Genomic DNA, 26,703 nt, shown 5'->3' with positions numbered 1-26,703 from the left:
TCAATTATAAAAAGAAGCGGCTTAAATGAACATCCCAACTAGTTGGGATCTTTCTCTTTAATATTCATCATTGAATCCTAATCTCAAAAGGAGGTTCGAAAAAATGACAATTGACAAGGTGAAACGTGCCACTCAACATACGAGTAGCAATTATGATTCATACTCATTCCGCCAAGAAGTATTAAACGAATTACGAGCTATTTTCCCTTTTGAAGCTTCTTGTTTCACAACAGTTGACCCTAACACCCTTCTCTCGACTGGGGCTGTCACAGATCCTTGTATCGAGAAAATTCATTCATACTTATTTGAAAATGAATACATGTCACATGATTTTAATCACTATACTTCTTTAACTAAATTAGTAAAACCTATAGCGACACTCGGTCTTTCGACTAATGGCAATCCATACCTTAGTAAGCGATATCGTGACATTCTTTTACCAGCTGGTTTTGGTGATGAATTAAGGGCAGCTCTTATGTATCAGGGGAAATGCTGGGGGTTTTTAACACTATTTCGTTCAACCGAACAGCTATCATTTTCAGCTAGCGAGGTCGAATCTATTATGAAATTATTGCCTTCTATCGCTCAATCTTTGCGAGATAAAACATTATACTCATCTCTTCCACCTCACCTAGAAACCTTTAAATCAGCGGTTATGATTATTTCTGAAAACTTCGATCTTATTTCTACCAATGACGCAGCAGATTCGTTACTTTTATGGCTACGTGAAAAAGAAAATATCGCTCCAACAATTTTACCCCGACCTATTAGAGCGATTTGTTCGCGAACAAAAGCAAATAGCTATCACTCACAAAACGAAGACGAGGCAAAAGTATGTACTAGGTCTTTTAATGGTCCATTTGTTTCTATCCAAGCTAGTGAATTAAATAGTTTTTCGCCTTCGAAACAGTATGCCGTCATTACCGAACGTGCCCAACCTCATGAGGTGATGGCACTAGCAATAGAATATTACGGTCTCACTCTTCGTGAAAAACAAATAGTTGAACGTGTCGTTCACGGCGATTCGTCGAAACAAATAGCTAATTCCTTAAACATATCTCTACACACTGTTCAAGATCACCTTAAGTCAATCTTTTATAAAACGTCTGTTAGTAGTCGAAGAGAACTTATTTGGTTAATGTTGTCACAGTATAGTCTGCCAAGTTCAAATGTTTTAACTAAGAAAGAGAACGTACTTTGAACATGATAACTTTCTATGACTCACTCGTTTATGACTAAATTATCTCAATACAAAAAAAGCTGAGACCACCTCTGTTATGGGTACTCAGCTTTTTTATTATCTACATATCTATAACTGCTTTTACAACAACATAACGATAATGAACAAGATTGGTAAGACAATAATCATTAACACTGTATTCACAAACCAACTTGAATTGGCTAAATCAATATCTAATTTAAATAGCTGTGGCGGAACTAAAGACGTAAAACCCGGAGGCATTGCCGACAAAATAATGATCACTTTAAACGCAACACCATCATATATATCTTTAAGTCCAAATAGTAATGCAAGAGCTGTCACAGTAACGGGTACTATTGCATACTTGATCGTCGAAATGAAAAAACTCTCTTTTAAATACCCCTTTACCTTGGTTATCTTTAAATTAAAACCTGTTGGTACAACAAGTAAAATTGTAAAAATCGGTACCAAAATTCCATTTAAATCAGCATAAACATCTGGTCTTTCCCAAGGTGATAGGTTTAACCCTCCACCAATCATAATCGCAATAACCGTCACAATAATAAATGGATTGGTAGCTAAATTTTTCAATAAAGACTTAGCTTTCTCCCCTTCCCGCCTTTCACCAAACGACTGCGAAACCGGAAACCCTATTGAGTAATAAATTAAATCCTCAAAAAGACGAAACAATGCAACAAAGACTAGGCTCGCCTCTCCTAAAAATACATAACAAAATAAATTGCCGAAGCTACCTAAATTAGTAAATGTCCCTGATGCAAACATAGCTCCTTGCTGTTTTCTTCCAAGCTTCATGTACTTAGCAGCTACTAAAGCAAGTGATCCGCCAATTCCCAATGCTAATGCTCCTAACACCGGAATGACCACTAACCGAATATCATCCAGTTGTACAAACCAAAAAGCTCCCAATATAATAATTGGGTTTACAACTAACAACGCAGACATCGTAAACATTTTTAAAATACGATGCATTAAATTCGCAGACTCTATTGTTCCTTTGTCCAATAAGAGCCTCAAAACTCTTCCAAACAACAAACCAAATATTATAATGGCCAATGCAAATATAAAATTTCCAATCATAACTAATCCCTCGCTGATATCGTGTTGTTATTTACTTTACTTTTATCGATTCTCTCATTTTAACTCATTTAAGCAGTTATTCATGTTTGCAACTCTCTCTTCTCACTTAAATCATTCATATTATTTAAATATGAGGGAAACTTATAAAAAACCTGAATATGTAACCGAAAATCACTATATTTCAGCATAAATCATGACAAAGAGGGTGTTATTCATTGCGAATCACTGTTCAAAATCAAGATGAAAAAGAGTTGTTAGAAAAGTTTTCACAAGATTTTTCTATTGATCAAAACCATCAGCAAACCGATATTGTAGATTTAAATCAGACCATGTCACCCTTAAACCGGGACGAAATAAGGTTATTAAAACAAGCGTTTAAAGAATTAACGATAACTGTGGACCCGTCGATAGATGAGATATCCTTTAGTAGAGATGATATCATATCCAAAGTTTTTGAATGTGATCAGTTGAGTAGTCAATCGAGCAAAATCTCCTATTCACAGTATCTCAAAAAGCATACTGAGCAATTACTAAAGCCTTGGGAGCAAAACGTCTGTTGGAATGAAGATGTTCTTGAATAGGTTTCTAGAAACAAGCATCTTGGATTCCGTCTGGGGGATGGAATCCAAGATGCTTGTTCTTGTTGTTTTGCCCTGTCCTCTCCAAATCCACTCGCCATATGGCTCAAGACGCTCCTTCTTGTGACCCTTCCTCTCCAAATCCACTCGCCATATGGCTCAAGCCGTCTCTTCTTATGACCCTTCCTCTCCAAATCCACTCGCCATATGGCTCAAGCCGTCTCTTCTTGTGACCCTTCCTCTCCAAATCCACTCGCCATATGGCTCAAGACGCCTTTTCTTGTGACCCTTCCTCTCCAAATCCACTCGCCATGAGGCTCAAGACGCTCCTTCTTGTGACCCTTCCTCTCCAAATCCACTCGCCATGAGGCTCAAGACGCTCCTTCTTGTGACCCTTCCTCTCCAAATCCACTCGCCATGGGGCTCAACAAGCCGCTTCTCCTTTTGCCTCTTCCTTCCCAATATTAAAAACCCAGTGGGACAACATCCTTCACTAGGTCTTTCTACCGTTCCCCTATAATTTACTTACTACTTCTTTAATGCTTTCTCCCAAAATTGCCAACCCTTTATCCAATGCATCATCATCAATATTTAATGGAGGCATCACTTTAATTACTTCATCATTAATACCTGCCGTTTCAGTAATTAATCCCTTCTCAAAAGCGGTACAGGTAATCGTATCAGTTAACCCTTCCACATCGCATTCTAACCCTTGCATTAACCCTCTTCCTCGCACGGATCCATTCAATTTCGGATACTTATCAACCATCGATCCCAAAAAATTCCTTACTTTTTCACCTTTTCGAATTACCTCTTTTGTTAACGAATCGTCTTCCCAGAAACGTATAGCTTCTGTAGCTGTAACAAACGCTAAATTATTTCCTCGAAACGTTCCATTATGTTCACCTGGACTAAAAATATCATGCTCAGGCTTCATTATCATTAACGCAAATGGAAGGCCATAACCGCCTATTGATTTTGACAAACAAATAATATCAGGGTCAATCCCGGCAGGTTCAAAGCTAAAAAATGGTCCCGTGCGGCCAACACCTGCTTGGATATCATCAATAATTAAAAGAATATCCCACTTCTTACAAACAGCATCTATTCGTTTTAGCCAATCAAAACTAGCTACATTGATGCCACCTTCGCCTTGGACCGTCTCTAAAATAATCGCTGCTGGCTTTGATACCCCGCTTCCTTTGTCCTCCAAAAACCGTTCTAGATAACGCGCGGTATCTGTCTGATCATCAAAAAAATTATCATATGGCATCACAACAGTATTATGGAGGGAAACACCAGCACCTTGTCGTTTGCCTTCATTTCCCGTAATCGACAATGCTCCTAATGTCATCCCATGGAAAGCATTTGTAAAACTCATGACCGTTTCTCGCCCGGTAACTTTTCTCGCTAATTTCAAAGCGCTTTCAACAGAATTTGTTCCCGTCGGACCTGGAAACATGATTTTATAAGACATGTTTCGCGGTTTTAATATCGTTTCTTGAAGTTTTTGAATCAACTCTTCCTTTGCCTCTGTCGCCATATCAAGACCATGTGTTACGCCATCTTTCTCTATATATTCCATAATTTTTTCTTTCATTAGTGGATGATTGTGACCATAATTTAACGCGCCTGCACCAGCGAAGAAATCTATATATTCATTTCCTGCCTGATCCCACAATGTAGATCCTTTTGCTTTTGTAAAAATGACAGGAAAACTTCTACAATAACTTCTCACTTCTGATTCATGTTCATCAAAAACAGATAAATTTGGTTTTTCTTTAATAGTTGTCAATTGATTCACTCCTTCATTTTCTACGCTAATGAAAAGGTCCAATTTGGTACGTCTGCTCAGACTCATGATTTTCGTTCGGAAAAATTTCCGGCGAGATTGCCTCCGTTTCAATCATTTTTGTCTCTAGTTTTTTTGCTAATTTTTCGAACAATCCTCGTGAAGCTTTATTTGAAGGTGATATGGTCATTTCAATAATATTTATATTGGAGCATTCTTCTCTATTTATAAGTTCTTCAAGGAGAGAAGAGGCTATTCCCTTTCCTTTTTGCGATTCGTCAATCGCTACTTGCCAAACAAATAAAACATTTGGATTATCAGGATGAACGAACGCCGATACAAAACCGACTACTCTTTGATCACTTTCAGCAACAACGCAAGTATTTTGAAAATACTTGCAGAGAATCAAGTAATAATAAGCAGAATTTAAATCAAGAACTTCTGTATTCTTAATCAGTCGCCAAACATTTCCACCATCCTCTATCTTAGGTTTTCGTAATGTAACTGGTATAGTAACTGACAGAATAATCTCCTCCCTAAAGTTCATAATTGACTGTTCCTTTAGGTTTCAATAAAAGTAGTTCAATTATAAATATTATTTGCTCCAATTTTTGAAAATAATTCTATATGTATGTTATTGTTTTTTATTGGCAAAATAAAAAGAACCTGTTTTGAAATAATATTCAAAACAGGCTCATTTTTTGTTGATCCTACCACTCTAATTTTTCAAAAATTCAGCGATATCATCCACCAATCCATCTGTTAACGGGAGATTAGGGTCAGAGTATGTCGCCATGTTCCCTTCTTGATCAGCTGGTGCATCCTTTAGTACATGGTTCATATCGTCGATAATTAGCAATTCGGAACTTTGATCAACTTCATGCAATCTTTCTGCATCAGCCACCGGTACTTGGATGTCTCTTGTTCCATTTATAATTAGTACTGGAATGTCTAGTTTTTCTAATTCTTCTTTAGGATTGTATTTAAGCCAAGAAATCATATAAGGCTGAACGGATGAGCGAAAGACACTTTCCAATTCTGGACTAATATCTTGCACTCGCTCCCCTTGCTTAAGTTGTTCCAAAATATCTGTTGATTCCTCAAACAAATGACTAGGTAACTGAGCTTCTACTTGTTCAAGTAAAACCTCATCAACTGGCCTTCCAGCTCCTGCAAGAGAGATAAATGCCTCCGCATCTGCCTTGTAAGCGGCCGCCATGCCAATCAGTGAGCCTTCACTATGACCGATCACGCTAACACTTGAAAACAAATCACTGCCTTTAGCATGTTCGATCCATGCTGCGGCATCTCCGATATAATCTTCGAAACGTAAGTCTTCTTCACTGCTTACTAAAGTCATGTTTGTACCAACACCCCGCTTGTCGTAGCGAATACTTGCTATTCCTTGCGAAGCCAAGTCCTCCGCGAGCATTTTTAAACCGTTGTTTTTCCCCGGCATTGCTGCGGAATTACCATCTTTATCTGTTGGGCCCGAGCCTGCAATAATAATCGAAACGGGAAAGGGGCCATCTCCTTCTGGCATTTCGACTTTCCCCTCCATCGCTCCACCTTTGACTTGGACTACTTCTTCTAATTCACTATCCTCCACTTCAGCTTCTTCTTTGCTTCCTTTTATTAGTTCGAAAGGGAAGGTTTGTTCTTGCTGAGTAAATGTTCCCGAGATTTGCTCTTGTTTCAATTGACCAGCAAAGCTGATTTCCTGTCCTTGCAGATCCATATCGAAAAGCAGCTCCGATTCTTTTAGTTCAATCCTACTTAACGGATAATCTTGTAAGCCTTGCACTGGAATACTGATTGCTCCACTCTCGTTTTCGAACTCCAAAATAATTGGAAGAGGTTGATCTGGAATTAGAATTTCACCTTCCCAATAACCATCTAAAGTGTCTATTGTAGCCCCTCCTTCAGAATTGGAAGCTGATTCATTTGTATCCTCATCATTGCTACATGCTAGTAACAAAAAAATAATGCTAAGTATTATTGCAAAATTCATGTTGATTTTTTTCATTTGATGACCTCCAAGACCTGAATCAAAACAGTAAAATTATATAATAGCTAGATTCTCATGTACGCCAATTCAACACTTGGTTGTAATTCCATCTGTTTATAAAAATCTTCTAAGTTCCCTTCATATTCCAATTGGAAACTAGCATTCTCTATTAAATCATTTGGTGTAACAAGAGATGAAACCTTTTTGTATCCAGTAACATTACAATCCTGCAAGACAGTTGCAACAAATTCTGAACAAAAGAACGCATTCTTTCTTACCATCCGCTTGTTGAACGTTACCGCGAATAAGCCTAAAAAATTATAACGGTAGAGATGTTTTTCCGCTTCAATTTGTTCAATATAATATCTCATTTTTTGAAGTTGATCGCTAGTGACATTGCAACTATAAATAGCACACCTAGCTTGTTTAAAAATATTGTCTCGCATATTTTCTTTGACGAATCCACCTATAAATGGATTACTAACAGTTTTTCTCCCAAAACTATAGACATTTACTAAATGAGGGTCAAAAGAAATAGATGCATGATTATAGGGATCTTTTGTGTAAAGTTTGATCATTCTTGTAAGAAGCGTCCCTGTATCAGTAAGGAGAACATATATTTTTTGTTCGTTCATATAAATTCCCCCCTAAATAAAATTAACATTTCTCTTATTTCATAATATATAATTTTTTCCAATAATTGAAGACACCTAAGCAATATTTATTTATAAGACTTTAGTCTTACTTTGACAAAAATCGACAGATATTCATATGATTCGATCAATTTTATAGGGTATTATACCTTTTCTTAATGAGTGATGGCATGTCTATTCCATTTTTATTTGACTGATCTTCATTTACGTTCGTACTATATCAAAGGTTTCAAATAATTTTCCATCTTTTGTGAGATTATTTCTTAAGGTAAACACTAAAAAAATCCATATAAATGCAAAAAGCCAGAGAAGTCGACGATAATGCCGCCTCCCAAGCTTTTAAAAAGCTGCTTCTATTCTCAACACTAGTTAAAAATTTAATTAGTGACACCCCATTTAATAAACTAAATTTAGAATCGTATCAATATCACCTTTTGTAGATTTAGAATGGGGATTGCATATTAGTCTAAGCCAGATATTAGCTACCATTCGATTCCTTTCTTCTTTACTATCTATTAAAAATGTTATGGCTTTTCCCTTATATGCCGTGTCTCTTATAATAAGGTTTGCTTTCTCTATTAAATTTCGTATATTTATATGATTGTTTTTATTGTATAACTTCACAACATCTATGTCATCTTTGAAAAGTTGATTCCCCGTATTTTTAATTCGCATATCTACTATTATATTACCATTGATGTGATAACCCTTATTTAAGTAGCTTTCATCGATCATATAAATTGGTAACCTCTTCTCTACCACCTTAAAGATAAATTTCCCATTATAAACGAAGCGTAGTTGCTTCAATCTATTCCAAGTATAGGTTGTCCAATTGATGAGTAGTCTAATAAATATGTAAGTAAACGGAATGATCATAAAAGGTTTCAAGACGTAATCAATTGGATTAAACGGAAGATTCCACAATTGAAGATTCATTAAATGAGTAACTCCATATGTAATCATAATGCATACAACTAAATAAAAGCCAACTGAATTTCCTTTTTTTCTATATTTTCTTTTATCGATAACCAAATAAACCCTCTCCCTTTTAAAATGTTAATCTGCTTGTGATTTGCATTCATTTTAACACGGGAAAAGGCTATTTTTTCAAAAAACTGTTAATCAAATTCCTACATATGTAGCTAAAAAGTGGCAGCAATTTTCATGGAACAGGGTTCATTTTGGCATAATTTATTTTGTAATATCGGATCTTGTTTATGAAAAGACTAATCAATTTGGACGCTCTATTTTCTCAATTAAATTCTGGAAGGTTATCTATAAATGTATCCCAATTTTGTTTCATTTCTTTCTCTGTCAATAAACATGTATCTAGTGAATCCTCTACTTCTTGTTGTTTCATCTGAATTCCTATAAAAACTAGCTCAGTCATCCTATCGCCAAAATTCGGGTCCCATCGTTCAATTAACTCCGGATCGTCTTTTAACAGCTTGTCCTGTTCTTCTAAAGTATAAGTAGCTACCCACTCTCCTGCTGCTTGAATAGATAAGGAAGATCCTGCTTGCGAAAGTAACCCTGACGAATCATTCCGTGAAGAAAGCCAAAAGAAACCTTTTGCTCGAACAATTTCTTCTGGCCAATCCTCTAACCAACTCATCCATCTTTCCGGATGAAATGGACGTTTTCGGCGATAAACAAAAGAATGTATCCCATATTCATCTGTTTCAGGAATATGCTCTTCATTCAGCTCTTTCATCCATCCTGCACCTTGACTTACTTTTTCAAAATCAAACAAGTGCGTGTTAATTATCCAATTTAATGAAACATTTGAGTGAACACTTTCTATAATTGATGCTTCGAGATTTAGTTTTCGTAAGATCGCTTTTAATTCCTGAAGATCAGCCGAATCGATTAGATCAGCTTTATTCACGATAATTACATTTGCAAATTCAATTTGATCCGTCAATAAATCAGCTACTTCTCTCTCATCATTTTCATCATCTGTTTGTTTTCGCTCGAGTAAATTTTCGCCAGATGAATAGTCATCCCAAAAACGGTTTGCATCAACAACAGTGACCATCGTATCTAGTCGACATAATTCAGCTAGATTAATACCTAATTCTTCATCCATGTATGTAAAAGATTGCGCAACTGGAATTGGCTCCGAGATTCCCGTCGATTCAATGACGATATAATCAATATCCCCTGCCAGTACTAGCTTCTCCACTTCAATAATTAAATCTTCTCGTAAGGTACAACAAATACAGCCATTTTGTAATTCTACTAATTTTTCCTCTGAACGCACGAAACCTCCTTTCTTAATCATTGATGCATCAATGTTTACTTCACTCATATCATTAACGATGACCGCAACCTTCATGTTTTCTTTGTTTTGTAAGATATGATTCAGTAAAGTTGTTTTTCCTGCTCCTAAATAACCACTTAACACAGTAACTGGAATTCTCTTATTCATGTTAGACTCCTCTTGAAATATAATTTTTGATATTATCTTGGTCCTAGATTATTCATAGACCGTTTCCCAAATTCCCAATCCGCTATTAGTCTGAATCACTCTCTCTTGTGACCTTTCTTTTACTGAAAATAGCTCGCATAGGGCACAACCACCTTCTTCTTGTGCCCCTTCCTTTTCAAATAAATAATTGTTACGGGTAGACGTACGGTTGCTTTTGTTCATCTGTTTTCTCCCATTGCTTCACATCTATTATTGGGAGTATTTGTCCGTTTTCATGTTTAACATCAAGCACCCCTTGAACTCTCACCCAAATATCCTCTTCCAACAATTCCTCATCGTCACTCGACAATATCAACCCTGTAACATGTGCATCAGCAACACAATGTGTGACGATAAACCTTGCCAGAATAGGACTACCATCTGCTACTGACTCATCAACAAAAGTAAACCCTTCTAATTTAATTGGTTTTCCAATAAAATGAGTCGGCGCTGCTTGAATGCTTTGAATTCTAGTCGCAAAATTGGCGTTATCTATGATAAGAACCGGTTCTTCTATCATCGCATGCACCATATCATTTAGACTTACTTCAGGTATGTCATGTGAATGCCCTGTATGTGTTTCACTAGTGGAATAACATATTCCTCTATTCAATGCTTCCGCTGCACCCAATTCACTGTAGGGAAGAAAAAATCCTGTGACTAAAGGAAGACAAACGATAACATAACCGATCATATTTTTTCTCGTCTTATCATCATCTAATTCATGACTACAGCCTACAATACTGCAATATTGGTGATCTTCCGCTTGCTCCTTCGTTAAAAATATTCTCGAAGCTTGAATGAAAAATAGCAATAAAAATAGAACCGATGCTACTTGGCTGAACGATGAATATTTAGGGTTAATGAAGCTATTTATCTCACCTGTATGATGCAACATGAGAAGAAATCCACAAAAAAGTAATAAAATCATCGCCTTTAATGCCTGCTGAGGATGAATAATCATAGTTACCGCTCCTTAAATCCAAGGATGAACAATCATTAACACACCAAACACAGTTACAGTGATGACCACCATGAGTACCATGACAAACCGAAGCCGAAATACCGCCATCATCATGACTGTATTTTTTAAATCTAGCATCGGTCCATAGATAAGAAATCCTAGCAAGGAAGTTTCCGGAAATATATGACGGAATGATGCACCAATAAAAGCATCTGCTTCTGAACATAAGGACAATAAATAGGCAAGTCCCATCATGATAGCTGTAGAATAAAACACACCTTCCCCAATGCCTAACAGGACATTCGTTGAAATATATGTTTGTACAAAAGCAGCTAACACCCCTCCAATAATTAAATACTTGCCGACATCAAAAAACTCATCGACTGAATGGAAAAACATTGCTTTTATACGCATGGTGAGAGGAAAACGATTAGTTATATTGTTAAATTCATTTGTAATTGAGCTTCTTTTAAGCTGATTCCTTTTAAAGAAAACGCTAATGATCGCTGTGATAATTAAGGCAATAATAAGCCCCAAAAACATGCGTAATAGAGCTATTTTTAAATCTTGTCCGAAAGCAACATATGTGGAAAAGATAACAATCGGATTAATTAATGGCCCTGTAAGAAGAAACCCTACTCCGGCAAAAATAGGTACTCCTTTAGAAACTAGTCTTCTTACAATTGGGACAATCCCGCATTCACAAGCCGGAAATAAGGCGCCAATAAAGCAACTCATCAATATCGCTAAGATTCGATTTTTCGGAATTAGTTTTTTGATATGTTCTTCTGTTACAAAGACTTGGATCGTCCCTGCTATGAATACACCAACAAGCACAAAAGGTAGCGCCTCAATTAACACACTAAGGAAGATCGTGTTGAACGTTAGCAATGACTGCGGGATAAAGAGGTTCCCGATCACGGTTCGGTCATTGATTATTGTGAAATAAAAAACTATAAATAGGACAGCAACACATGTTATTTCCGCTAAATTGCGTTCGATTCGATTAATCATAAACGCCTCCACAAACTATCCATTTGTTAGATAATATATGTGGACGAGGTCAAGAACATGACATGAATCGAATTCATTTCGATTTATAGTGCTGATTTGAAGCTTAATATGATTCAGCACCCCTATTTATGCTTTTTCCCACTCTTGTTGTATTTCTTCAATGTTTAAATCTATGCCTATTAGTACTAAATACTGTCTCCCCTGGTAATTTGATGGTTCCCAATCAGTTCTCTTCATAACATGCTGTAACAAGTAACACTCTTCTTTCACATAAAGGTACCCTTTTGCCCGCAATAAATTAGGACGCCACCTTTTCAAAAATTTCTCTACTTTTGACGACTTCATCGGTCGATCAACATCTAAAGTCAATGTATTAATACGCGAGAAAGAGGTTGTATTACTATGTGTATGGTGAGACTGCTCATCATGATGGTGATGATGGTGAGAGTTGTCCTTTTGTTTACCACCAATAGCTACTGCCACTCTATTTTTAACTTGGGTTACATTTCCTAATAATATCTCCACATCGATTTCACTATAAGTGGTGAAAAAAATAGGTGAAGCTGGATTCTGTTTTCTAATCACTTTCTTGATTTTTTCTTTCTGTGAATCGGATATTAAGTCAATCTTATTTACAACTAAGACATCAGCAACTTCAATTTGTCGCCTCGTTGTTCTAACCAACTCTTTATCCGCCTCAAAAATACTGTTATACTCAAGAACATTTTCTCCATCAAGTACCGTTACAACTTTTTCTAAATAAAGTGACTCCATTAGTTCTGGTTCCGTCAATGAGTCTACAACCTCTTCAGGATTTGCTACTCCAGTTAATTCGATGAAAATAACATCTGGTTTCTGGCGAAGTAATTTCGTGATTGCTCCTGCTACTTCACTTTTTTGATTGCAGCAAATACACCCATCCAATAGTTTCTCAACAATTTCTTTTTGATTATTTTGCAAGAGGATTTCCCCATCCATATCTGCCTTACCAATCTCATTCATTAAAATAGCAGGTTTTACTCGCTTTTGGTCACATTTATTAAGTAACTGCTTTAATAGTGTTGTTTTTCCACTTCCAAGAAAACCGCTTAAAATAAACACTGGAATTTTACTCATAACACATATCCCCTCCCGCTATAAAACACCTCAATCGTATTTATACGGTGGATAAACCGTAATTATTCTTATTTATTGCTATTTTAGAAACACAGACCAACTCAACTCTCAAAACAGAGCGAAATTTAAAAAGAACACCCCTTAAGGGAATATCCCAAGGGATGTTTAGATCAAACGTAAATTGAATTGCCTTCTAACCTTACCAGCTTGCTTTTCTGACACCAGGAATCTGACCTTTATGAGCAAGTTCACGAAATTTAATGCGGGATAGTTCAAACTTACGCAAATATCCACGTGGTCTACCGGTGACTTTACAACGGTTATTTAACCTTGTAGGAGAAGAGTCTCGCGGAAGCTTTGCTAACGCAACATAATCACCTTTTTCTTTTAGTTCTTTTCTAATTTCAGCATATTGCGCTACAATACGTTCACGTTTCTTTTGTTTTGCTACCATTGATTTTTTTGCCATTATTATACCTCCAAACTTTTTAGTTCAGTCTAGCCTTTTTTACAAAACGTAATTATTACGATTTAATAATTATATCGTAATGGTTACGTTTTGTCAAAGGACACCATCCTATTAAGTTAGGCGCAAATATTACTTCATTATCTTCGTTCTCCTTTACATATACCCAAAAAATATGATTTAATAATACTATAAATCGAAACCGTTACGATTTGTATCGGGTTATGGAGGAATTTTGAATGAGCGAACAGCGGTTTGAATATGCACGAAAGAAATGTCTCAGGGAATTGCCTATAAATGAACGCGTACTCTATCAATACGTTGAATCAAGAGAATTGATTCTTGCTGACGAAGCTGTAACTGAGAATCATTTGTTGCATCTGATTCAAGAAAATTCTCCTATTTTTGAAGCAGCAGAAGCGTTTAACTTAGATCCTAAAACAGTTTATGATACTGTTCAAAGAATAGAAGCTCACCTTGTGGATTGCGCACCTGCTTACGCTGAAAAATTCAAATTTGTTGATCATACCGATTTATATCGCCTTCACGGTTTGTGTCCCGTTGAAAAACAAGTGAAGTATTTTTTGTTTACAGATGAATGATCTATTTGATTGTTTAATTATACGAAATGGAGATTGATAATGATGTTTTCTTTAAACACTTTTCCTACGATACAAGAGCGCTTCGAACGATTCGGATCCGTAGCTCCTAACTCAACCACTGATATTACAGATAAACATGAATTACCCGATCTGCAAAATTCGCAACAGGATTTCTTTATACCTATACAAGCAGTTGGTGTGAAAAATGTCATGTTTCCGATTAATATAACAAGCTCGATTGATCCAAATATTCAAACAACTACTGCTACTTTTACAATGACTACCGATCTTCAACAAAACCAAAAAGGTATTAATATGAGTCGTTTAACGGAATCTTTACAAACTTACTTTCAGGAAAAAGACCTTAGTTTTCTAAGTCTTAAAGGTTTCACTACTCAATTAGCAGAAAAAATGGAGCAAAAGGCTTCGAACGTTAAAGTAACATACCCCTGGTTTTACAATAAAAAGGCCCCTGTTACAGGACTCGAAGGAACCGCACATGCTAGTGTCGAACAAGAAGTCCACTATACAAATGATGATCACTACACATATACGTTCAGCCTAACTGGATCTGTTGCTTCTCTTTGCCCATGCTCGAAAGAAATTAGTACCTATGGCGCCCATAATCAAAGAAGTCATATTGAATTACAAGTTGATATTTATGAAACAGCGATAGATTTAGATTGGAAATCAATCCTTTTAAATATTATTGAAAACAATGCCAGTACTGTTCTATATCCCGTTCTGAAAAGGCCAGATGAAAAAAAGGTAACAGAACAGGCATATGAGAACCCCCGGTTTGTCGAAGATTTAGTTAGGTTGGTTGCTTTAGAAGTATATGAGAACGAGTTTGTACAAGCCTTCACTGTTACTTGCACAAATGAGGAATCGATTCACCAACATGATGCCATCGCAACGATTACTTATTCCAAAGACCCCCGATGAGAGAAAGACTAAACGTAAATCACAGACCAAATCACATTACAAATCGCATAAATATCGCAACACAAATCACAGTATTATTCATATTAAATAAGGGCATGGAGACCAACCTTCATTCCCTTATATTTCTATTTGCTTCTTCAACGCTTACCCATTAGTCATTCATGTAACACCAGATTAGCACCACACCACAGAGAACTTGATTTTCTTAATGTTTCCTCCATAAATCGGTCTCCCTTTCCCGAAATTTTTGTTGAACTACGCACCCGTTTGTTGAACACCAAAGACACATTTTATCCTCTTAAAATACAAATTTTTCTCTATTTCTTTGCTTAAGCGAACTCCATATATTTATCTTTTGCACATAGGTTTGAATTAAAGTGTGACAATAATTGGACGATTTTTAGTAATGATAATCGTATGTTCAAATTGAGCTACCAAGCTTTTTTTTGTAGCATAGGTCCATCCGTCTTCTTTTTGGAATACTACTTCTTCAAAGGTTGAGATAAATGGTTCTAATGCGATAACCATCCCTTCCTTTAATAATTCATCATCCCAAGTATCATTGTAATTATAAATGTTGTCAGGTGCTTCGTGTATTGTACGTCCAATACCATGTCCTGTAAGGTTTTTAATCACAGTTAATCCATTCTCTCTCGCTGTTTGGAATACTACTTTCCCGATTCCGCTTTTTTTTGAACCAGGCTTTGCTTTCTTAAGTCCTGCTTCAAATGCCTTTTTAGCAACGTTGCATATTTTGGTTAATATTTCTTCCCCTTCTCCTACTACAAACGAGATTCCTGTATCTGCGAAATAACCGTTTTTGGAACCAGAAACATCTATATTTACTAAATCTCCTTCATGAATGACCCTAGGACCCGGAATACCATGTGCCACTTCTTCATTAACACTAATGCAAGTATAGCCAGGAAAATCATATTCACCTTTTGGGGCTGAAACTGCACCTGCTTTCTTTAAAAAAAGCTTTCCGGCTATATCATCAAGTTCTTTGGTCTTTATGCCAGGAATAGTTCTTTGTACCAATTCATCTCTAATGGAGGCAACAATTTTGCCAATTTCTTTCAAACCATTAAAATCTTCTTCTGTTCTTGCAACCATCGTATATCCTCACTTTCTAAAGTGTTTTATGATTAGTATTCCATTTAGATTCTAGTGTATTTCCACTTTTATTTTAACATATATATCCAAAATCCTTTAAATGAAATTGACACTTCACATACTAAATCGTAGTGAATTCACTGCGATTTCTCTTGATAGAGCTCAAACCACTTGACATAACAAGAAAAGAACGCATGAGGTTTTCAATGTGAAATCCCATGCGTTTTAAAGTGTAATTGGCTTATTTGTACCTCTGAAGTAAACCCGTAAAAAATTAATTCGGTTGTTTTTTATATTACGAATCCCTTTCATGTAAATTAATTCAGTAACTATTCTTTTTAAGTATAAGGTATTTTTCTTCTAACTCACTTAATGTCAGCTTGTGGAATCTAAGCAGGTCCTCGTTTGAGTAATCACCATGTCGTTTAAGAAACAATAACAATTGTTGTCTACGTCTTTCTATCGCCATTCGCAAATTATGACTCATCTCACCAACCTTTTTAAGCCCCAAATATACTGGCATAATAGTTAAGATTATGTCGCAAGCTCCTAAATTATAACTGGTATTCACAAAATCAAATAAGCGTCTAGTCCTTGGGCGAGTATGTCATGGAGGGACAATTGGCTATACCTCCATTAACTTTTCGTCCACACACATTTTTCGAATTTTTTCTCAAACCACTCTTGATCTAGCTCTTTCCCAATGAAAACCATCTCGCTTTTTCGCTCTTCTTCGTGCTTCCAATTCCGATCCATATTTGCCGAAAAAAGCATGTGTATTCCCTGAAAGACAACCCGTTGCTCTACCCCTTTAATATAAAGAATTCCCTTATACCTGAACAGGTTTTCTCCACGCACCTGAATTATTTCATTAATAAGCCTCTCTACTTTGTCTAAATTCAGTGGCTCTTTCATTTGTATTGCAAACGAGCTTACTGCATCGTCATGGTGATGATGATGCTCTTCATCCAATAAATCTGGTTCGATTTCTAATTTCTGGTCCAAGTCGAAAGAGTAAATCCCAAGAATTTTATCAATATCAATATTCGATTGCTCTGTAAAATGAATCTTTGCTGCATGATTCATCTTCCTCAATCGACCTTTAAGCTGATCCAGCTGCTCTTTCTCGACTAAGTCTGTTTTATTTAAAAGAATCGTATCTGCAAAGGCAATTTGTTCTGCTGCTTCGTTCCCATGGTTTAATTGTTGGTCAAGGTGGTGAGAATCAACAACCGTGACAACGGCATCTAATTCATAAAAATTAGCAATTTCTGGCTCCACAAAAAAGGTCTGAACTACTGGTCCCGGGTCTGCCAATCCTGTAGTTTCAATCACCACACGATCAAAGTCGACACTTTGATCTGACGAACCTAATTTAGATACCTTTAATGTTTGTAATACACGAATGAGATCGCCTCTAACGGTACAACAAATACAACCGTTATTCATTTCAAAAATTTCTTCCTCCGTATCAACTACGAGCTGATTATCGATACCTACGTCACCAAATTCGTTTACAATAACTGCCGTTTTATGTTCATGTTCTTCCGTTAAAATACGGTTCAATAACGTAGTTTTCCCTGAACCTAGATAACCTGTAATAATAGTTACTGGAATCTTTTTATTCATCGTTATTCCCTCCTATTTTTCTAATAATTTTTCGATACTTTTTTAACTCTTTCTCCTTCTTTCTCTATGCCTTTCACTGTTTCATTCATAGCTTCAAATGTTTTTCCTGTAAATGAATGACTGATCTTCTCTTCCAATCTCGTTGCTGACATTAACGAATCAACTAATCTAGGCGCTTCCTCCCCCGACATTTCCTTATACCAAACTCCGTCAGGATATGTAATCAAAACACATTTATCCTGGCATCTTCCGTTACAAAGTGTTCTAGATGTGTGAATTTTCGGATCCAAACCTCTCTGATTGATTTCACTTCTAATAGATTGCGTTAACTCTTCTGCCCCTGCATTATTGCAACTACTCCCATTACAAATAAGTATGTGATGCTCTGTTTCACTTAAATTCCATGTCGCCACGTCACTCACCCCTTGTTTTTTTATTAGTAATAAACCAACCTAAATCGTAATCATTACGTTTTATGAGTTTATCTAGATTTTTCACACTTGTCAACTGTACCTCGCCTACTTTTAGTAAATACAACTAAAAAAACGACTCAGTTAAGAGTCGCTTTTTTTGGAGTACTTGCTTTGTCTTGAAGTTTATTGATACCTTTTTCAACCTCAGTCTGATCTATCCCTTCACCAATAAAAACAAGAACAGGGCTATAGTTCTTTTCGGATCGATACCTTTCAATAATTGGATCACCTTGTGCATAATTAAATAAAAATAGTCCAGGTGATTCATTTAAATGGATGAACCCTTTCACTCTATAGACATTCCCTTGCATTTTCTCTAACCAATCCAATAGTTCTAGTCTGTCTATAGGTTCAGGAATAGGACACGTGAATGTGCTTAAGTGTAAATGATTGTGTACATGCGATTCATTATTACTGATACCTTTGTCCTTCAAATCCATACTTTCCTTCTTCTCATTATAAAGACAAGAAAGATCCATTTCTGCAAAAGTAGTCATTAAAATACGAGCCCTTTGATTAATCAGCTCAACATCCTCTTTTATCGAATGTAGAATTGAGGATGTAACTTGATCCTTTTTATTGATGAGTACGATATCTGCGTATTTAACTTGCATCGTTAATAATTTTTTAAGTCTATTACTTAACTTGTTTTCCGACCACTGTTTTGCATTCACAACTGTTACTATCCCTTTAATACTCAGCTTGTTAGCAAGTATTGGGTGTGTGCAAGCCTCAAGAATCTCTAGTGGATGGGCTGCTCCCGTTGCTTCTATATAGATAATATCTAATTGATGTTCTTCTACCAATAAATTTAGTTGAACACTTAATTCTCCTTGCATCGTGCAGCAAATACACCCATTTAACATCTCAACAAATGGGGTATCTTTCGGGATGATTGCAGAATCTATACCAACATCTCCCAACTCATTCATCAGAACCCCAATTCGCCTATTTTTACTTCTTTCATATTGAACCAAATCTTTTAACAACGTTGTTTTCCCGCTTCCCAAAAATCCACTTAAGACAATAATATTAACTTTTTTCATATTATATTAAATCCTTTCTAATTTCTCTAATCACATGAGTTATTTCTGGTACAATCAACTTGTTCATCGCTAATTTAACCGCTCCACTTGAACCTGGCATTGCAAATATTGCTGTGTCACTACTAACACCAGCTATCGCACGGCTTAACATTGCCGCTGCACCAATATCTTCTGTCTGAAACTCCACACGAATGAATTCGGTGGGTTCTAAGGTACTTTGAGGTTTCTTCTATATCTTACTTGTCTGATACAGACACTCACCTTGTTCCCTTAGACTTTCATGAACGACGCTTGTCCTCATGGACTACGTTGGCGTTCTGTCGGCTCATTTCAAAACCGTTGTCTCTATTAAACACCCATACTTGCAATCGTTCGTCTACTCGTTCTCAAGCGCTCGATCTCACGATCATGAGAAGCCTTAAAACCTTCCCATTTTTTGATACATGAATCTCGATCTATTTCTTTTAGATTATGCTTCACATTCATGATAAGAAAAGCACTATATAGGTCACGCTGAATCGTTCCTCCTTCAAAGTCATTCCAACGTTCACTTAGTGTCTTTTTTGTAAAAGTCCCCTCAAAATGGTTGTACTGACTTGCTTTCACTTTATAGGTATCGATTTTCTTTAATGCTTTCTCGTCGTAAGTTAACTTGTTCTCCAGAATGGTCAATAACATCGAAGGTGCTTTATTCGCTAAGGACTTGCCAAAGCGCTTCTTCTTCGTCATTCGCCCTGTTCTCTCATTAATTTTTGTCTCTTTAGTTCTAGCTTGAAGTCCTTTATAATTCATGGTTTCAACCTTAATATCATCGCCTAACGAAAGGATCCAGTTTGCCATTTTATTATGGTCTTGCTTCCGAATATCGCCTATTTTACGTTGCATATCAGCTAGTTCTTTTTTGGTTTTGACATAATTAATACTATGATGCCATTTTTCTTTCGATCGCTTAACCGTGCCATCCTTATTGTATTTATGAGGATTCGTGGCGCGACGTTGACGATCAAGTTTTCGTAGGAGGATTCGCTTTTCTTGTTCGATGTTATTCGCACTAGGAGCAAGCTCTAAAAGTTTGGCTTCCTCTTCACTTACTACTGCGATAGTTTGCGTTCCAATATCGATGCCAACTTTTCCTTCTTTTCGACGATGTTTATCTTTTCCTGATCGATCCACCTTTTTTGGAGGAACACCTTCCAGCACTAACTGAACAAAATAACGGTCTTTTCTTCGAACGACACGACAATACTTCACTCTGTCTTCTAATGCCAAATGGGCGTATACGTCATTCGCTTTCGTGATAATGTGTATCTTTAATCCATTCCAAACAAAGATATTATCTATGAATCGGATGCCACTCTTATTTGATTTCCCTTCCACGGAAGTCAAGCCATCTTCCCGTTTGAACATGACCTTCTTAGCTGGCCCATATAGAAACTTCTCAAAGGTGAACCAACTGCGAGTGGCAATCTTTTGAGCTGTGAACGAATCGATGTTTTTCTTAAAATGGTGTTGCATTGGTTTCACGAAGGCATGAACAGCATACTCATTCAATCCGTATTTTTTATTCAGTCCCTTCAAGACCTGAGAACGTTCTTTTGACTTCCCCTGTTTTATCCAGGACCTATATTCTTTATCCTGTTTCATTCTTTTATGCCGTTTAAGAAGTTCTCCTAAACAAGCATTATACATCTTTCGAGCGATTTCTAAACGCTTATAGAGAATATCTTCTTGCCATTTTTCAGTTTTTAACGGGAGGTTCAAAATATATGATGGTTTCACCAAAGCAAACACACCCTTTCACGAACGTTTGTTTGAATCTATCATACCAAACATTCGTTCGTGAAGGGAATTATTTTGAGCAATAAAATACTCATTTAGACTAATAAAAAAGACCGACACAATTCATCCCCATCAATGAATTGAGGGGCTTTCTTGTGTCTTTTCGTAACTCAGCATACGAAACAACTCACCAAAGCCAACAATTTCTTTATCCAACAACGCTTTTACCGTTTCAATTGTCACATCACGTTGTGCAATACCAGTCCCACCATTAATTAAAATTACATCAATATGAGTAGCTTGAATTCCTGTTTCAATTACCCTATTAATCTCCTTTTTCTCGTCTCTTACGACTTCGTAGTTTTCCACCGTGTGTCCGCCTTTTAATAACATTTCGCGAATCAATTTCCCACTCTTGTCTGTCACTTTCGTACGAGTATCGCTTACAGTGATAATTTGACACCTAACTTGTTTTGGTGCTTCTTTTTTGTGCTCAAGTACACTCATGATCTACTCCTTTAATCCTTGATAAGATGTTTCATCTTCCAATATTTTATCTAATGCCTGCCACGCCATTAATGCACAATTATGCCGCGCTCTTAACTTGTGTACTCCTTGTAATGACAAAGCATCGCCTAAATCAATATCATCATTTGTTTGCTCTCCAGTTCGAATCAACTGTTCAAATTCGTTTCTAGTTTCTGACACAAACGTTAAATCCTTATCTTGAATGAGTTCTGTCATCATCGATGAAGATGCCATACTAATGCTGCAACCTTCTCCCTCAAATGAAACATTTTTAATTTTATTCTGTTCCAATTGCAAATACAGCGTCATTACATCGCCACATGTCGGATTTTTATAATAGGTTTTCCGTACATCATCTCCATCAAGCTTCCCATAATTTTTTTTATATTTTGCATGGTCCATCAAAACCTTACGATATATATTATCAAGCATATTCATATCCTCCTCTGCATTTTTCTAGGGGTTCTAAACACATAAAACGTAATTGTTACGATTTAAAGACAGTGTAAATGATTTAATGAAATTTATCAAACGAAATTACCTTTATATTTCTCATAAGAAAAACCAGCGCAAGCTTGATTGATCTTAGCACACTAAAAAAACTTCACCACGTGAAAAACTGGTGAAGTTCTTATATATTATCGATTTTTGACTTAATAAAATTTCTCCTTCATCATTAGTCGTCTTTGAGCTTTTTATTAAAAGCTAGATATGCCACTATTCCTGCTATTAGAAGCCACGCCACCAATACGATAAACGGCTGTAACTGGAAAGCCTCCTCGTGCAAAGCTACATTCTGATAAATAGGAAAATAACTGGCTATCTGCCGAGCAAGATGATCAGGTGATTGAATGGCCATTTCAATCATTGGAGTGAAGCCAAATAAGAACAGAATAGGCATGATATATGCAGATGTTGCCGCAATGCTTTTTGAAAGAATTCCTATTGAAATTCCTAACATCAAAAAGAAAAAACATGACAAAATGAGCCCAATCACTACCTTAACTGAAAAAAAACCTTCGATGCTTAAGATTAAATAAGAAGCCAATAAGGAAGTAACGGTCATAATGAGGAAAACTAAGCTTTTACCTGCTATAATATCGATAAATGTGGCCGGAGATTGTCCCAGTCCACGCAGCGTTTTTTTCTCATTTTCCTCTGCCATACTTGTCATCATTCCACCAGCAGTAACAGAGGCAAAGGTCGTCCCAACAATAATATAAATCATTGAAAGTGGCAGCCCTTCTCCTCCCATATCAATTCTACTGTACATCAATGCAATAAAAGGAGGAATAAACGGCAACGTAAGGAGCATCATATTTCGCATGAATTCTTTTAAGTCCTTTTCAAAAATCGCCATAACGTGATTAACATTCATTTACATCAGCTCCTTTCCAGTAATGTCGACAAACACATCTCCTAAAGTCGGATAGTGTGTCTCCATGCGTTTAATACGTTTTGACTTTATTAATCTACTTATCTCATCAGCGGATTCAGGCTTATTTCCGATCACCATTCGCTCACCATCGATGGTTTTTATATGAAAGTCACCTGTAGAATATTTGTAGCGTAATTCATCCGGCTTACCAATTTCTTTTATCACACCTTCGTGCAAAAAAGCGACACGGTCACAAAGCACCGTTGCTTCTTCCATGTTGTGTGTTGTTAAGAAAATCGTTATTCCTTCATCTCTTAAATCCCTTAATACACCATGAATCTGGGTAACACTTAGTGGATCCAGGGCAGAAGTCGGTTCATCTAAAAACATGAGTCGGGGCTTATGCATAATCGCCTTTGCTAGCAAAATCCGTTGTTTCATTCCTTTAGAAAGCTTCGAAACTACCTTTTTCTTGCTGTCCAGTAATTTCACATTTGTTAGCACTTCGTCGACTCGATTGATTGGAACCTCGTACAACTTACAAAACAGCTTTAAATTGTCTTCAACCGTTAACCTCTCATATAATGCACTATTGTCTGACAAAATACCAAGTTGTTTCTTGAAATTAGAATCTCGAAACTGTTTCGGAGTATAATTTAACACACTGATTTCTCCAGATGGGGCAGACAGCTCTCCGGTCAACACTTTAATTGTCGTTGTTTTCCCAGAACCACTCGGCCCTAATAAGCCAAATATTTCTCCTTTTTCCACCTCAAAATGAACATCTTTAATCGCCTTTTCTTTGCCAAAGGTCTTTTCAAAATGTTGAACTCGTACAATTTTTTCCATCGAATACCCTCCTTGTCTTTGCAGGATAAATATAACGAAAAATTGTAATAAATGCAGTCATATCAGCACAAACTGTTGCCAATCAGCTGTGAAATGTACTATTTTAGAAGTCGAAAATACGCTGTATCTCACTAATTTTATTTCTCGAAAGAGGAATAGTGGACTCTTTTTGGTTATCTATTTTTAATGAATATGTATTTTTTGACCAAGTTATTATTTCTTTCACCTTCTGCAAGTTGACGATATAAGATCTGTGACAACGATAAAATCCATATGGAACGAGTTTTTTCTCAAGCTCTCCGAGAGACAGGTCCAATGCTAATGTTTCACTGTTTAATGTTGCATACACTTTTCCTTCGTGGCTTTCCAAATAATTAATCTCTAGAGGATCTATCAGTACAACCTTGTCTTCTACTTTTGCTGACAGTTTAAAGATCTTTTTTACATTTGGTTCAACTGGCTCAGTTGCTTCTATTGCGTTATTTTCTGTTTCAATTCGCGAAATACCATTCTTAGTTAACTTCATCGAATTGTCGCTAATCAGAATGGCATCTTCCATATTAGATACTAGAATCAGTAAAGCTTTGCCCTCGCTTTTTAATTTTTCAGCCATTTTCATAAACACATCTATTGTTATCCGATCCATGTCATGAATCGGTTCTTTAAAAATATAAGCATTTTTGTTCATCACGCCGTACTTCAAGTAATGAAGCCGTCTCTGCTCATGCTTGGAACATTGCCCCACTTTTTTATCTTTGCAAGCCTCCAATTGAAAAGAATCCAATAATTCTCTTGTTGTCTTTACTGACTGAAACCATTTTTTATAAAAATGAACATTCTCTTTGATTGTTAAACGATCGTAGAATCCATCCTCAAAGTCAGCAATTTGAATATTTCTGTTGGCAGAAAATGCTTCTAATATTGCCTCCTGATTACTCCCACTCGTTTGCAACGATAGAAGAGCAGACTTCTTGACCTCTAAACAAAAAGATTGGTTATTGTTTACTGAAACCATCTTCTCGTTAATCACTATTTTCTCCACTCATACCTCTCCTATATGTAGAAATATTTATTTTTTGTCTCGTTTTTCTATTTATTATTCTCATCAGCAGTATTTCCATTTCATTATAAAGGTTGGTGCCCCATGAATGTAAAAATGTTGCGAATATTTTCCTATTTTTTTTAAAAATCGGACTAAAACTCTGCCTATTATCATCCAATCACTTTTACAAAAGTTGAATAAAATGATTAGGTGAAAAAGTGTAGTTTTTGATATGTAGACATTGTTGGAAATAGAAATTTAAGAACGAGAGGTGATTAAAAGATGAAACAAGGTTCTGTTTTTAAGGGCGTCGAGAAGAAAACTGGAGTAAAATTCTGGGATATATTAAAATTAGCTAATTCAGTTAAAGACGTAAATTTGAGAGATGAAGAAAATGTTAGAGACTTGGTTAGGCGCGTTGGAAACTTAACAAATAAGCCTGTCCCTAAAGAGAAAGAAGATCAAATTGTCCACACTATATTAAACGATGCGAAATCGATAAATTTTAATACGATCGGAAAAATGTTGGAGAAAAATTAAAATACGTGATCATTCTCGTTGAATAAGATGATAGACACATGGAAAAGATGTGATGATAAAGTGATCTTCAGGAGGAAATGACAATGAGCAAATCAGAATCGTCAAAGTTAGCCGATAAAATCACGCAGGAAATGAAAGAGAGAAATGATAAGGCGAGGGAAGAAGCCAAGAAAGCACGTGATAAATAAGAGAATCCCTTGAAACTCAAGTTTTAAAAGCTGACAGTCAAACTGTCAGCTTTTTCATTTGTCCCAGGAGTCCCCCTTTCTACTTCTCATCGTTTTTTTCTGCAAATTTATTTAATAGTTCACAACAGATCCAGAGTACTTCTTGTGTGATCGTCACATTTAACTTCCCAGTATCGAGTTCCAAACGAAACTTGTCTCGATTTGAGTCATCTAAATGCAAAGACAAAATCCATTCTGAACCATCTTGCAACGTCCTCTTCCATGATATAAAATCAGACAAAGTGAACGGCTCCGCCTGGATTTTCGCCATGGAGCGAATGTATTTATTATATTTTCTTTCGAAAGGAATAAAAGTATCGATTTCTGCTATATTTAAACCGTAAGCTCCGATAAAAGATAGACCATCTTCTTCCACTTTGTATAAGGTGTAATTTGAACCAAAATCAATATTATCTAAATTAAACTGCCCATTAACTAACAAATTTAGCTTGGACTTTAACTGATACAGGATATCAATCATAAAATCTGACTTTTTCTTAAACAGAATAGCTGTTGCTTCCGAGTGATCTAATTCTTTCAGCAATGTGTTCAAAGCGTCGTCTTTTTTTTTCGCAGCCTCAATTTGGTCATCTATTTTTCGGTTCTTTTCTTCGATCGCATCTTGTTTTTTCTTCAGTTCATCCTGTAATTTTCCAACGTCTTCCTTAAGTTCTCGATCTAATTGTTCCTTTAAGGTACGAATAAAGTCTTTTTCTTTCGCCATCGAAATAAGAGATGAATATTCGCTTTTTTTGCGCTTTTCATACACACCTAGATGAAACATATCACTTCCAACCGTACTCATTTCAGTTAAAACTAAATTTCTTAAAAGACTACCTGCTAGTAAAACAATGATTGCAATTAGAACAAGAAGCGAACTGATTGGAAGGTTGGAAAGATGATCAAAAGTATCTGCTGTATGCGCAATTAGCGAGCCAGTTGAGACTCCTAAAACTGTTAGAACGCCTCTGCCTGTGAGGATTTTCCTCATCAAATAAACAACCGTGTTATGAAAAACAAGCTTTGGAGTTACTTTTTCAATTTTTTTAGAAGATTCATGAATTGCGTTAAGCAAGTCATTTAATTCCTTTGAAAGAACAGTTAACTTATATCTCTTATCTGCCTCCATAGGATCTCCTTTCAATGCAAGCGCTACTAAGCTTCGTTTCTTATCCCTCCGATAAATTTT

27 protein-coding genes and 2 pseudogenes are annotated in these 26,703 nt (G+C 36.3%); 5 read left to right on the top strand and 24 right to left on the bottom strand.

Annotation, left to right across the window (positions count from 1 at the left end):
- Positions 1 to 103 precede the first annotated feature (103 nt).
- On the top strand, positions 104 to 1,201 hold the full coding sequence (locus tag ACM26V_RS19175) for a helix-turn-helix transcriptional regulator (protein WP_416148323.1): 1,098 nt from the start codon (positions 104 to 106) through the stop codon (positions 1,199 to 1,201).
- A 120-nt stretch (positions 1,202 to 1,321) separates the two neighbouring features.
- Here the strand turns inward: ACM26V_RS19175 and ACM26V_RS19170 are convergent, their stop codons facing one another.
- Positions 1,322 to 2,299, bottom strand: coding sequence for an AEC family transporter (locus ACM26V_RS19170; RefSeq protein WP_416148322.1), 978 nt, complete (start codon positions 2,297 to 2,299; stop codon positions 1,322 to 1,324).
- Between the two features lie 215 nt (positions 2,300 to 2,514).
- Here ACM26V_RS19170 and ACM26V_RS19165 point away from each other — a divergent pair, with 215 nt between their 5' ends.
- Positions 2,515 to 2,880: a hypothetical protein gene (locus tag ACM26V_RS19165; RefSeq protein WP_416148321.1), complete on the top strand. Its 366-nt coding sequence runs from the start codon at positions 2,515 to 2,517 to the stop codon at positions 2,878 to 2,880.
- A gap of 511 nt (positions 2,881 to 3,391) precedes the next feature.
- Here the strand turns inward: ACM26V_RS19165 and ectB are convergent.
- The 11 genes from ectB to rpsN all read right to left on the bottom strand — a co-directional run bounded on the left by ectB (position 3,392) and on the right by rpsN (position 13,363).
- Positions 3,392 to 4,672 carry a diaminobutyrate--2-oxoglutarate transaminase gene (gene ectB, locus ACM26V_RS19160; protein WP_416148320.1) on the bottom strand — a complete coding sequence of 427 codons (1,281 nt, stop codon included), beginning with the start codon at positions 4,670 to 4,672 and terminating at the stop codon, positions 3,392 to 3,394.
- 25 nt (positions 4,673 to 4,697) lie between these two features.
- On the bottom strand, positions 4,698 to 5,216 hold the full coding sequence (ectA, locus tag ACM26V_RS19155; protein WP_416148319.1) for a diaminobutyrate acetyltransferase: 519 nt from the start codon (positions 5,214 to 5,216) through the stop codon (positions 4,698 to 4,700).
- A gap of 171 nt (positions 5,217 to 5,387) precedes the next feature.
- The gene (locus ACM26V_RS19150; RefSeq protein WP_416148318.1) at positions 5,388 to 6,695 is read right to left on the bottom strand and encodes an alpha/beta hydrolase; all 1,308 of its coding nucleotides are present in this window, start codon (positions 6,693 to 6,695) and stop codon (positions 5,388 to 5,390) included.
- Positions 6,696 to 6,742: 47 nt separating this feature from the next.
- Entirely contained in the window at positions 6,743 to 7,312 is a 570-nt protein-coding gene (locus tag ACM26V_RS19145) for a hypothetical protein (RefSeq protein ID WP_416148317.1), read from the bottom strand.
- Between the two features lie 414 nt (positions 7,313 to 7,726).
- A complete protein-coding gene (locus ACM26V_RS19140) occupies positions 7,727 to 8,293 on the bottom strand; it encodes a hypothetical protein (RefSeq protein WP_416148316.1) in 567 nt (188 codons plus the stop codon).
- 289 nt (positions 8,294 to 8,582) lie between these two features.
- On the bottom strand, positions 8,583 to 9,761 hold the full coding sequence (locus ACM26V_RS19135; RefSeq protein ID WP_416148315.1) for a GTP-binding protein: 1,179 nt from the start codon (positions 9,759 to 9,761) through the stop codon (positions 8,583 to 8,585).
- Positions 9,762 to 9,809: 48 nt separating this feature from the next.
- Positions 9,810 to 9,983, bottom strand: a complete 174-nt coding sequence (locus ACM26V_RS19130) for a hypothetical protein (protein WP_416148314.1) — start codon at positions 9,981 to 9,983, stop codon at positions 9,810 to 9,812.
- Positions 9,952 to 10,764, bottom strand: a complete 813-nt coding sequence (locus ACM26V_RS19125; RefSeq protein WP_416148313.1) for a TIGR03943 family putative permease subunit — start codon at positions 10,762 to 10,764, stop codon at positions 9,952 to 9,954. Before ACM26V_RS19125 ends, ACM26V_RS19130 begins: the two co-directional genes overlap by 32 nt.
- A 12-nt stretch (positions 10,765 to 10,776) precedes the next feature.
- The gene (locus ACM26V_RS19120) at positions 10,777 to 11,778 is read right to left on the bottom strand and encodes a permease (protein ID WP_416148312.1); all 1,002 of its coding nucleotides are present in this window, start codon (positions 11,776 to 11,778) and stop codon (positions 10,777 to 10,779) included.
- A 126-nt stretch (positions 11,779 to 11,904) separates the two neighbouring features.
- The gene (locus tag ACM26V_RS19115) at positions 11,905 to 12,894 is read right to left on the bottom strand and encodes a CobW family GTP-binding protein (RefSeq protein WP_416148311.1); all 990 of its coding nucleotides are present in this window, start codon (positions 12,892 to 12,894) and stop codon (positions 11,905 to 11,907) included.
- Positions 12,895 to 13,093: 199 nt separating this feature from the next.
- Positions 13,094 to 13,363 carry a 30S ribosomal protein S14 gene (gene rpsN, locus ACM26V_RS19110; protein ID WP_416148310.1) on the bottom strand — a complete coding sequence of 90 codons (270 nt, stop codon included), beginning with the start codon at positions 13,361 to 13,363 and terminating at the stop codon, positions 13,094 to 13,096.
- A 236-nt stretch (positions 13,364 to 13,599) separates the two neighbouring features.
- On the opposite strand from rpsN, the gene ACM26V_RS19105 reads away from it, so the two are divergent.
- Positions 13,600 to 13,962: a helix-turn-helix domain-containing protein gene (locus ACM26V_RS19105; protein ID WP_416148309.1), complete on the top strand. Its 363-nt coding sequence runs from the start codon at positions 13,600 to 13,602 to the stop codon at positions 13,960 to 13,962.
- A gap of 39 nt (positions 13,963 to 14,001) precedes the next feature.
- Positions 14,002 to 14,907 (top strand): GTP cyclohydrolase FolE2, encoded by a 906-nt coding sequence (folE2, locus tag ACM26V_RS19100; protein WP_416148308.1) that lies wholly within the window; start codon positions 14,002 to 14,004, stop codon positions 14,905 to 14,907.
- A 372-nt stretch (positions 14,908 to 15,279) separates the two neighbouring features.
- On the opposite strand, the gene map is transcribed toward folE2, so the two are convergent.
- From map to ACM26V_RS19045, 11 genes and pseudogenes are all read right to left on the bottom strand, one after another.
- Positions 15,280 to 16,023, bottom strand: a complete 744-nt coding sequence (gene map / locus ACM26V_RS19095; RefSeq protein WP_416148306.1) for a type I methionyl aminopeptidase — start codon at positions 16,021 to 16,023, stop codon at positions 15,280 to 15,282.
- A 636-nt stretch (positions 16,024 to 16,659) separates the two neighbouring features.
- Complete coding sequence (locus tag ACM26V_RS19090) at positions 16,660 to 17,652, bottom strand: CobW family GTP-binding protein (RefSeq protein WP_416148305.1); 993 nt, start codon at positions 17,650 to 17,652, stop codon at positions 16,660 to 16,662.
- A 20-nt stretch (positions 17,653 to 17,672) separates the two neighbouring features.
- On the bottom strand, positions 17,673 to 18,065 hold the full coding sequence (locus tag ACM26V_RS19085) for a (2Fe-2S) ferredoxin domain-containing protein (protein ID WP_416148304.1): 393 nt from the start codon (positions 18,063 to 18,065) through the stop codon (positions 17,673 to 17,675).
- Between the two features lie 137 nt (positions 18,066 to 18,202).
- The gene (locus ACM26V_RS19080; protein ID WP_416148303.1) at positions 18,203 to 19,171 is read right to left on the bottom strand and encodes a CobW family GTP-binding protein; all 969 of its coding nucleotides are present in this window, start codon (positions 19,169 to 19,171) and stop codon (positions 18,203 to 18,205) included.
- Position 19,172: 1 nt separating this feature from the next.
- A pseudogene (locus ACM26V_RS19075) lies at positions 19,173 to 19,352 on the bottom strand (MogA/MoaB family molybdenum cofactor biosynthesis protein); the annotation flags it as partial.
- Positions 19,353 to 19,519: 167 nt separating this feature from the next.
- Positions 19,520 to 20,950, bottom strand: coding sequence for an RNA-guided endonuclease TnpB family protein (locus ACM26V_RS19070; RefSeq protein ID WP_416151919.1), 1,431 nt, complete (start codon positions 20,948 to 20,950; stop codon positions 19,520 to 19,522).
- Positions 20,951 to 21,115: 165 nt separating this feature from the next.
- Positions 21,116 to 21,457 (bottom strand): annotated as a pseudogene (locus tag ACM26V_RS19065) (MogA/MoaB family molybdenum cofactor biosynthesis protein); the annotation flags it as partial.
- A gap of 3 nt (positions 21,458 to 21,460) precedes the next feature.
- Entirely contained in the window at positions 21,461 to 21,910 is a 450-nt protein-coding gene (gene sufU, locus ACM26V_RS19060; RefSeq protein WP_416148302.1) for a Fe-S cluster assembly sulfur transfer protein SufU, read from the bottom strand.
- Positions 21,911 to 22,154: 244 nt separating this feature from the next.
- Entirely contained in the window at positions 22,155 to 22,856 is a 702-nt protein-coding gene (locus tag ACM26V_RS19055; protein WP_416148301.1) for an ABC transporter permease, read from the bottom strand.
- Positions 22,857 to 23,705, bottom strand: coding sequence for an ABC transporter ATP-binding protein (locus ACM26V_RS19050; protein WP_416148300.1), 849 nt, complete (start codon positions 23,703 to 23,705; stop codon positions 22,857 to 22,859).
- 103 nt (positions 23,706 to 23,808) lie between these two features.
- On the bottom strand, positions 23,809 to 24,747 hold the full coding sequence (locus ACM26V_RS19045) for a LytTR family transcriptional regulator DNA-binding domain-containing protein (RefSeq protein WP_416148299.1): 939 nt from the start codon (positions 24,745 to 24,747) through the stop codon (positions 23,809 to 23,811).
- A 282-nt stretch (positions 24,748 to 25,029) separates the two neighbouring features.
- Here ACM26V_RS19045 and ACM26V_RS19040 point away from each other — a divergent pair, with 282 nt between their 5' ends.
- Positions 25,030 to 25,287 (top strand): stage VI sporulation protein F, encoded by a 258-nt coding sequence (locus ACM26V_RS19040; RefSeq protein WP_416148298.1) that lies wholly within the window; start codon positions 25,030 to 25,032, stop codon positions 25,285 to 25,287.
- Between the two features lie 267 nt (positions 25,288 to 25,554).
- Here the strand turns inward: ACM26V_RS19040 and ACM26V_RS19035 are convergent, their stop codons facing one another.
- On the bottom strand, positions 25,555 to 26,643 hold the full coding sequence (locus tag ACM26V_RS19035; RefSeq protein ID WP_416148297.1) for a hypothetical protein: 1,089 nt from the start codon (positions 26,641 to 26,643) through the stop codon (positions 25,555 to 25,557).
- Positions 26,644 to 26,703: the final 60 nt, after the last annotated feature.

The sequence above is a fragment of the Salipaludibacillus sp. HK11 genome (assembly GCF_047795645.1).
In the GTDB taxonomy this organism is placed as follows: Bacteria; Bacillota; Bacilli; order Bacillales; family Salisediminibacteriaceae; genus Salipaludibacillus.
Note: the sequence above shows the minus strand (reverse complement) of the source record. Positions and strands in the feature narration are given on the sequence as shown.

Coding starts and splice junctions, on each gene's coding strand:
- ACM26V_RS19140 (WP_416148316.1), bottom strand. CDS start 8,293: ATGATTACATATGGAGTTACTCATTTAATGAATCTTCAATTGTGGAAT.
- ACM26V_RS19135 (WP_416148315.1), bottom strand. CDS start 9,761: ATGAATAAGAGAATTCCAGTTACTGTGTTAAGTGGTTATTTAGGAGCA.
- ACM26V_RS19175 (WP_416148323.1), top strand. CDS start 104: ATGACAATTGACAAGGTGAAACGTGCCACTCAACATACGAGTAGCAAT.
- ectA (WP_416148319.1), bottom strand. CDS start 5,216: ATGAACTTTAGGGAGGAGATTATTCTGTCAGTTACTATACCAGTTACA.
- ACM26V_RS19145 (WP_416148317.1), bottom strand. CDS start 7,312: ATGAACGAACAAAAAATATATGTTCTCCTTACTGATACAGGGACGCTT.
- ACM26V_RS19150 (WP_416148318.1), bottom strand. CDS start 6,695: ATGAAAAAAATCAACATGAATTTTGCAATAATACTTAGCATTATTTTT.
- ACM26V_RS19120 (WP_416148312.1), bottom strand. CDS start 11,778: ATGATTAATCGAATCGAACGCAATTTAGCGGAAATAACATGTGTTGCT.
- ACM26V_RS19125 (WP_416148313.1), bottom strand. CDS start 10,764: ATGATTATTCATCCTCAGCAGGCATTAAAGGCGATGATTTTATTACTT.
- ACM26V_RS19115 (WP_416148311.1), bottom strand. CDS start 12,894: ATGAGTAAAATTCCAGTGTTTATTTTAAGCGGTTTTCTTGGAAGTGGA.
- folE2 (WP_416148308.1), top strand. CDS start 14,002: ATGATGTTTTCTTTAAACACTTTTCCTACGATACAAGAGCGCTTCGAA.
- map (WP_416148306.1), bottom strand. CDS start 16,023: ATGGTTGCAAGAACAGAAGAAGATTTTAATGGTTTGAAAGAAATTGGC.
- ACM26V_RS19130 (WP_416148314.1), bottom strand. CDS start 9,983: ATGAACAAAAGCAACCGTACGTCTACCCGTAACAATTATTTATTTGAA.
- ACM26V_RS19105 (WP_416148309.1), top strand. CDS start 13,600: ATGAGCGAACAGCGGTTTGAATATGCACGAAAGAAATGTCTCAGGGAA.
- ACM26V_RS19035 (WP_416148297.1), bottom strand. CDS start 26,643: ATGGAGGCAGATAAGAGATATAAGTTAACTGTTCTTTCAAAGGAATTA.
- ACM26V_RS19170 (WP_416148322.1), bottom strand. CDS start 2,299: ATGATTGGAAATTTTATATTTGCATTGGCCATTATAATATTTGGTTTG.
- ACM26V_RS19080 (WP_416148303.1), bottom strand. CDS start 19,171: ATGAAAAAAGTTAATATTATTGTCTTAAGTGGATTTTTGGGAAGCGGG.
- rpsN (WP_416148310.1), bottom strand. CDS start 13,363: ATGGCAAAAAAATCAATGGTAGCAAAACAAAAGAAACGTGAACGTATT.
- ACM26V_RS19055 (WP_416148301.1), bottom strand. CDS start 22,856: ATGAATGTTAATCACGTTATGGCGATTTTTGAAAAGGACTTAAAAGAA.
- ACM26V_RS19040 (WP_416148298.1), top strand. CDS start 25,030: ATGAAACAAGGTTCTGTTTTTAAGGGCGTCGAGAAGAAAACTGGAGTA.
- sufU (WP_416148302.1), bottom strand. CDS start 21,910: ATGCTTGATAATATATATCGTAAGGTTTTGATGGACCATGCAAAATAT.
- ACM26V_RS19090 (WP_416148305.1), bottom strand. CDS start 17,652: ATGAATAAAAAGATTCCAGTAACTATTATTACAGGTTATCTAGGTTCA.
- ACM26V_RS19050 (WP_416148300.1), bottom strand. CDS start 23,705: ATGGAAAAAATTGTACGAGTTCAACATTTTGAAAAGACCTTTGGCAAA.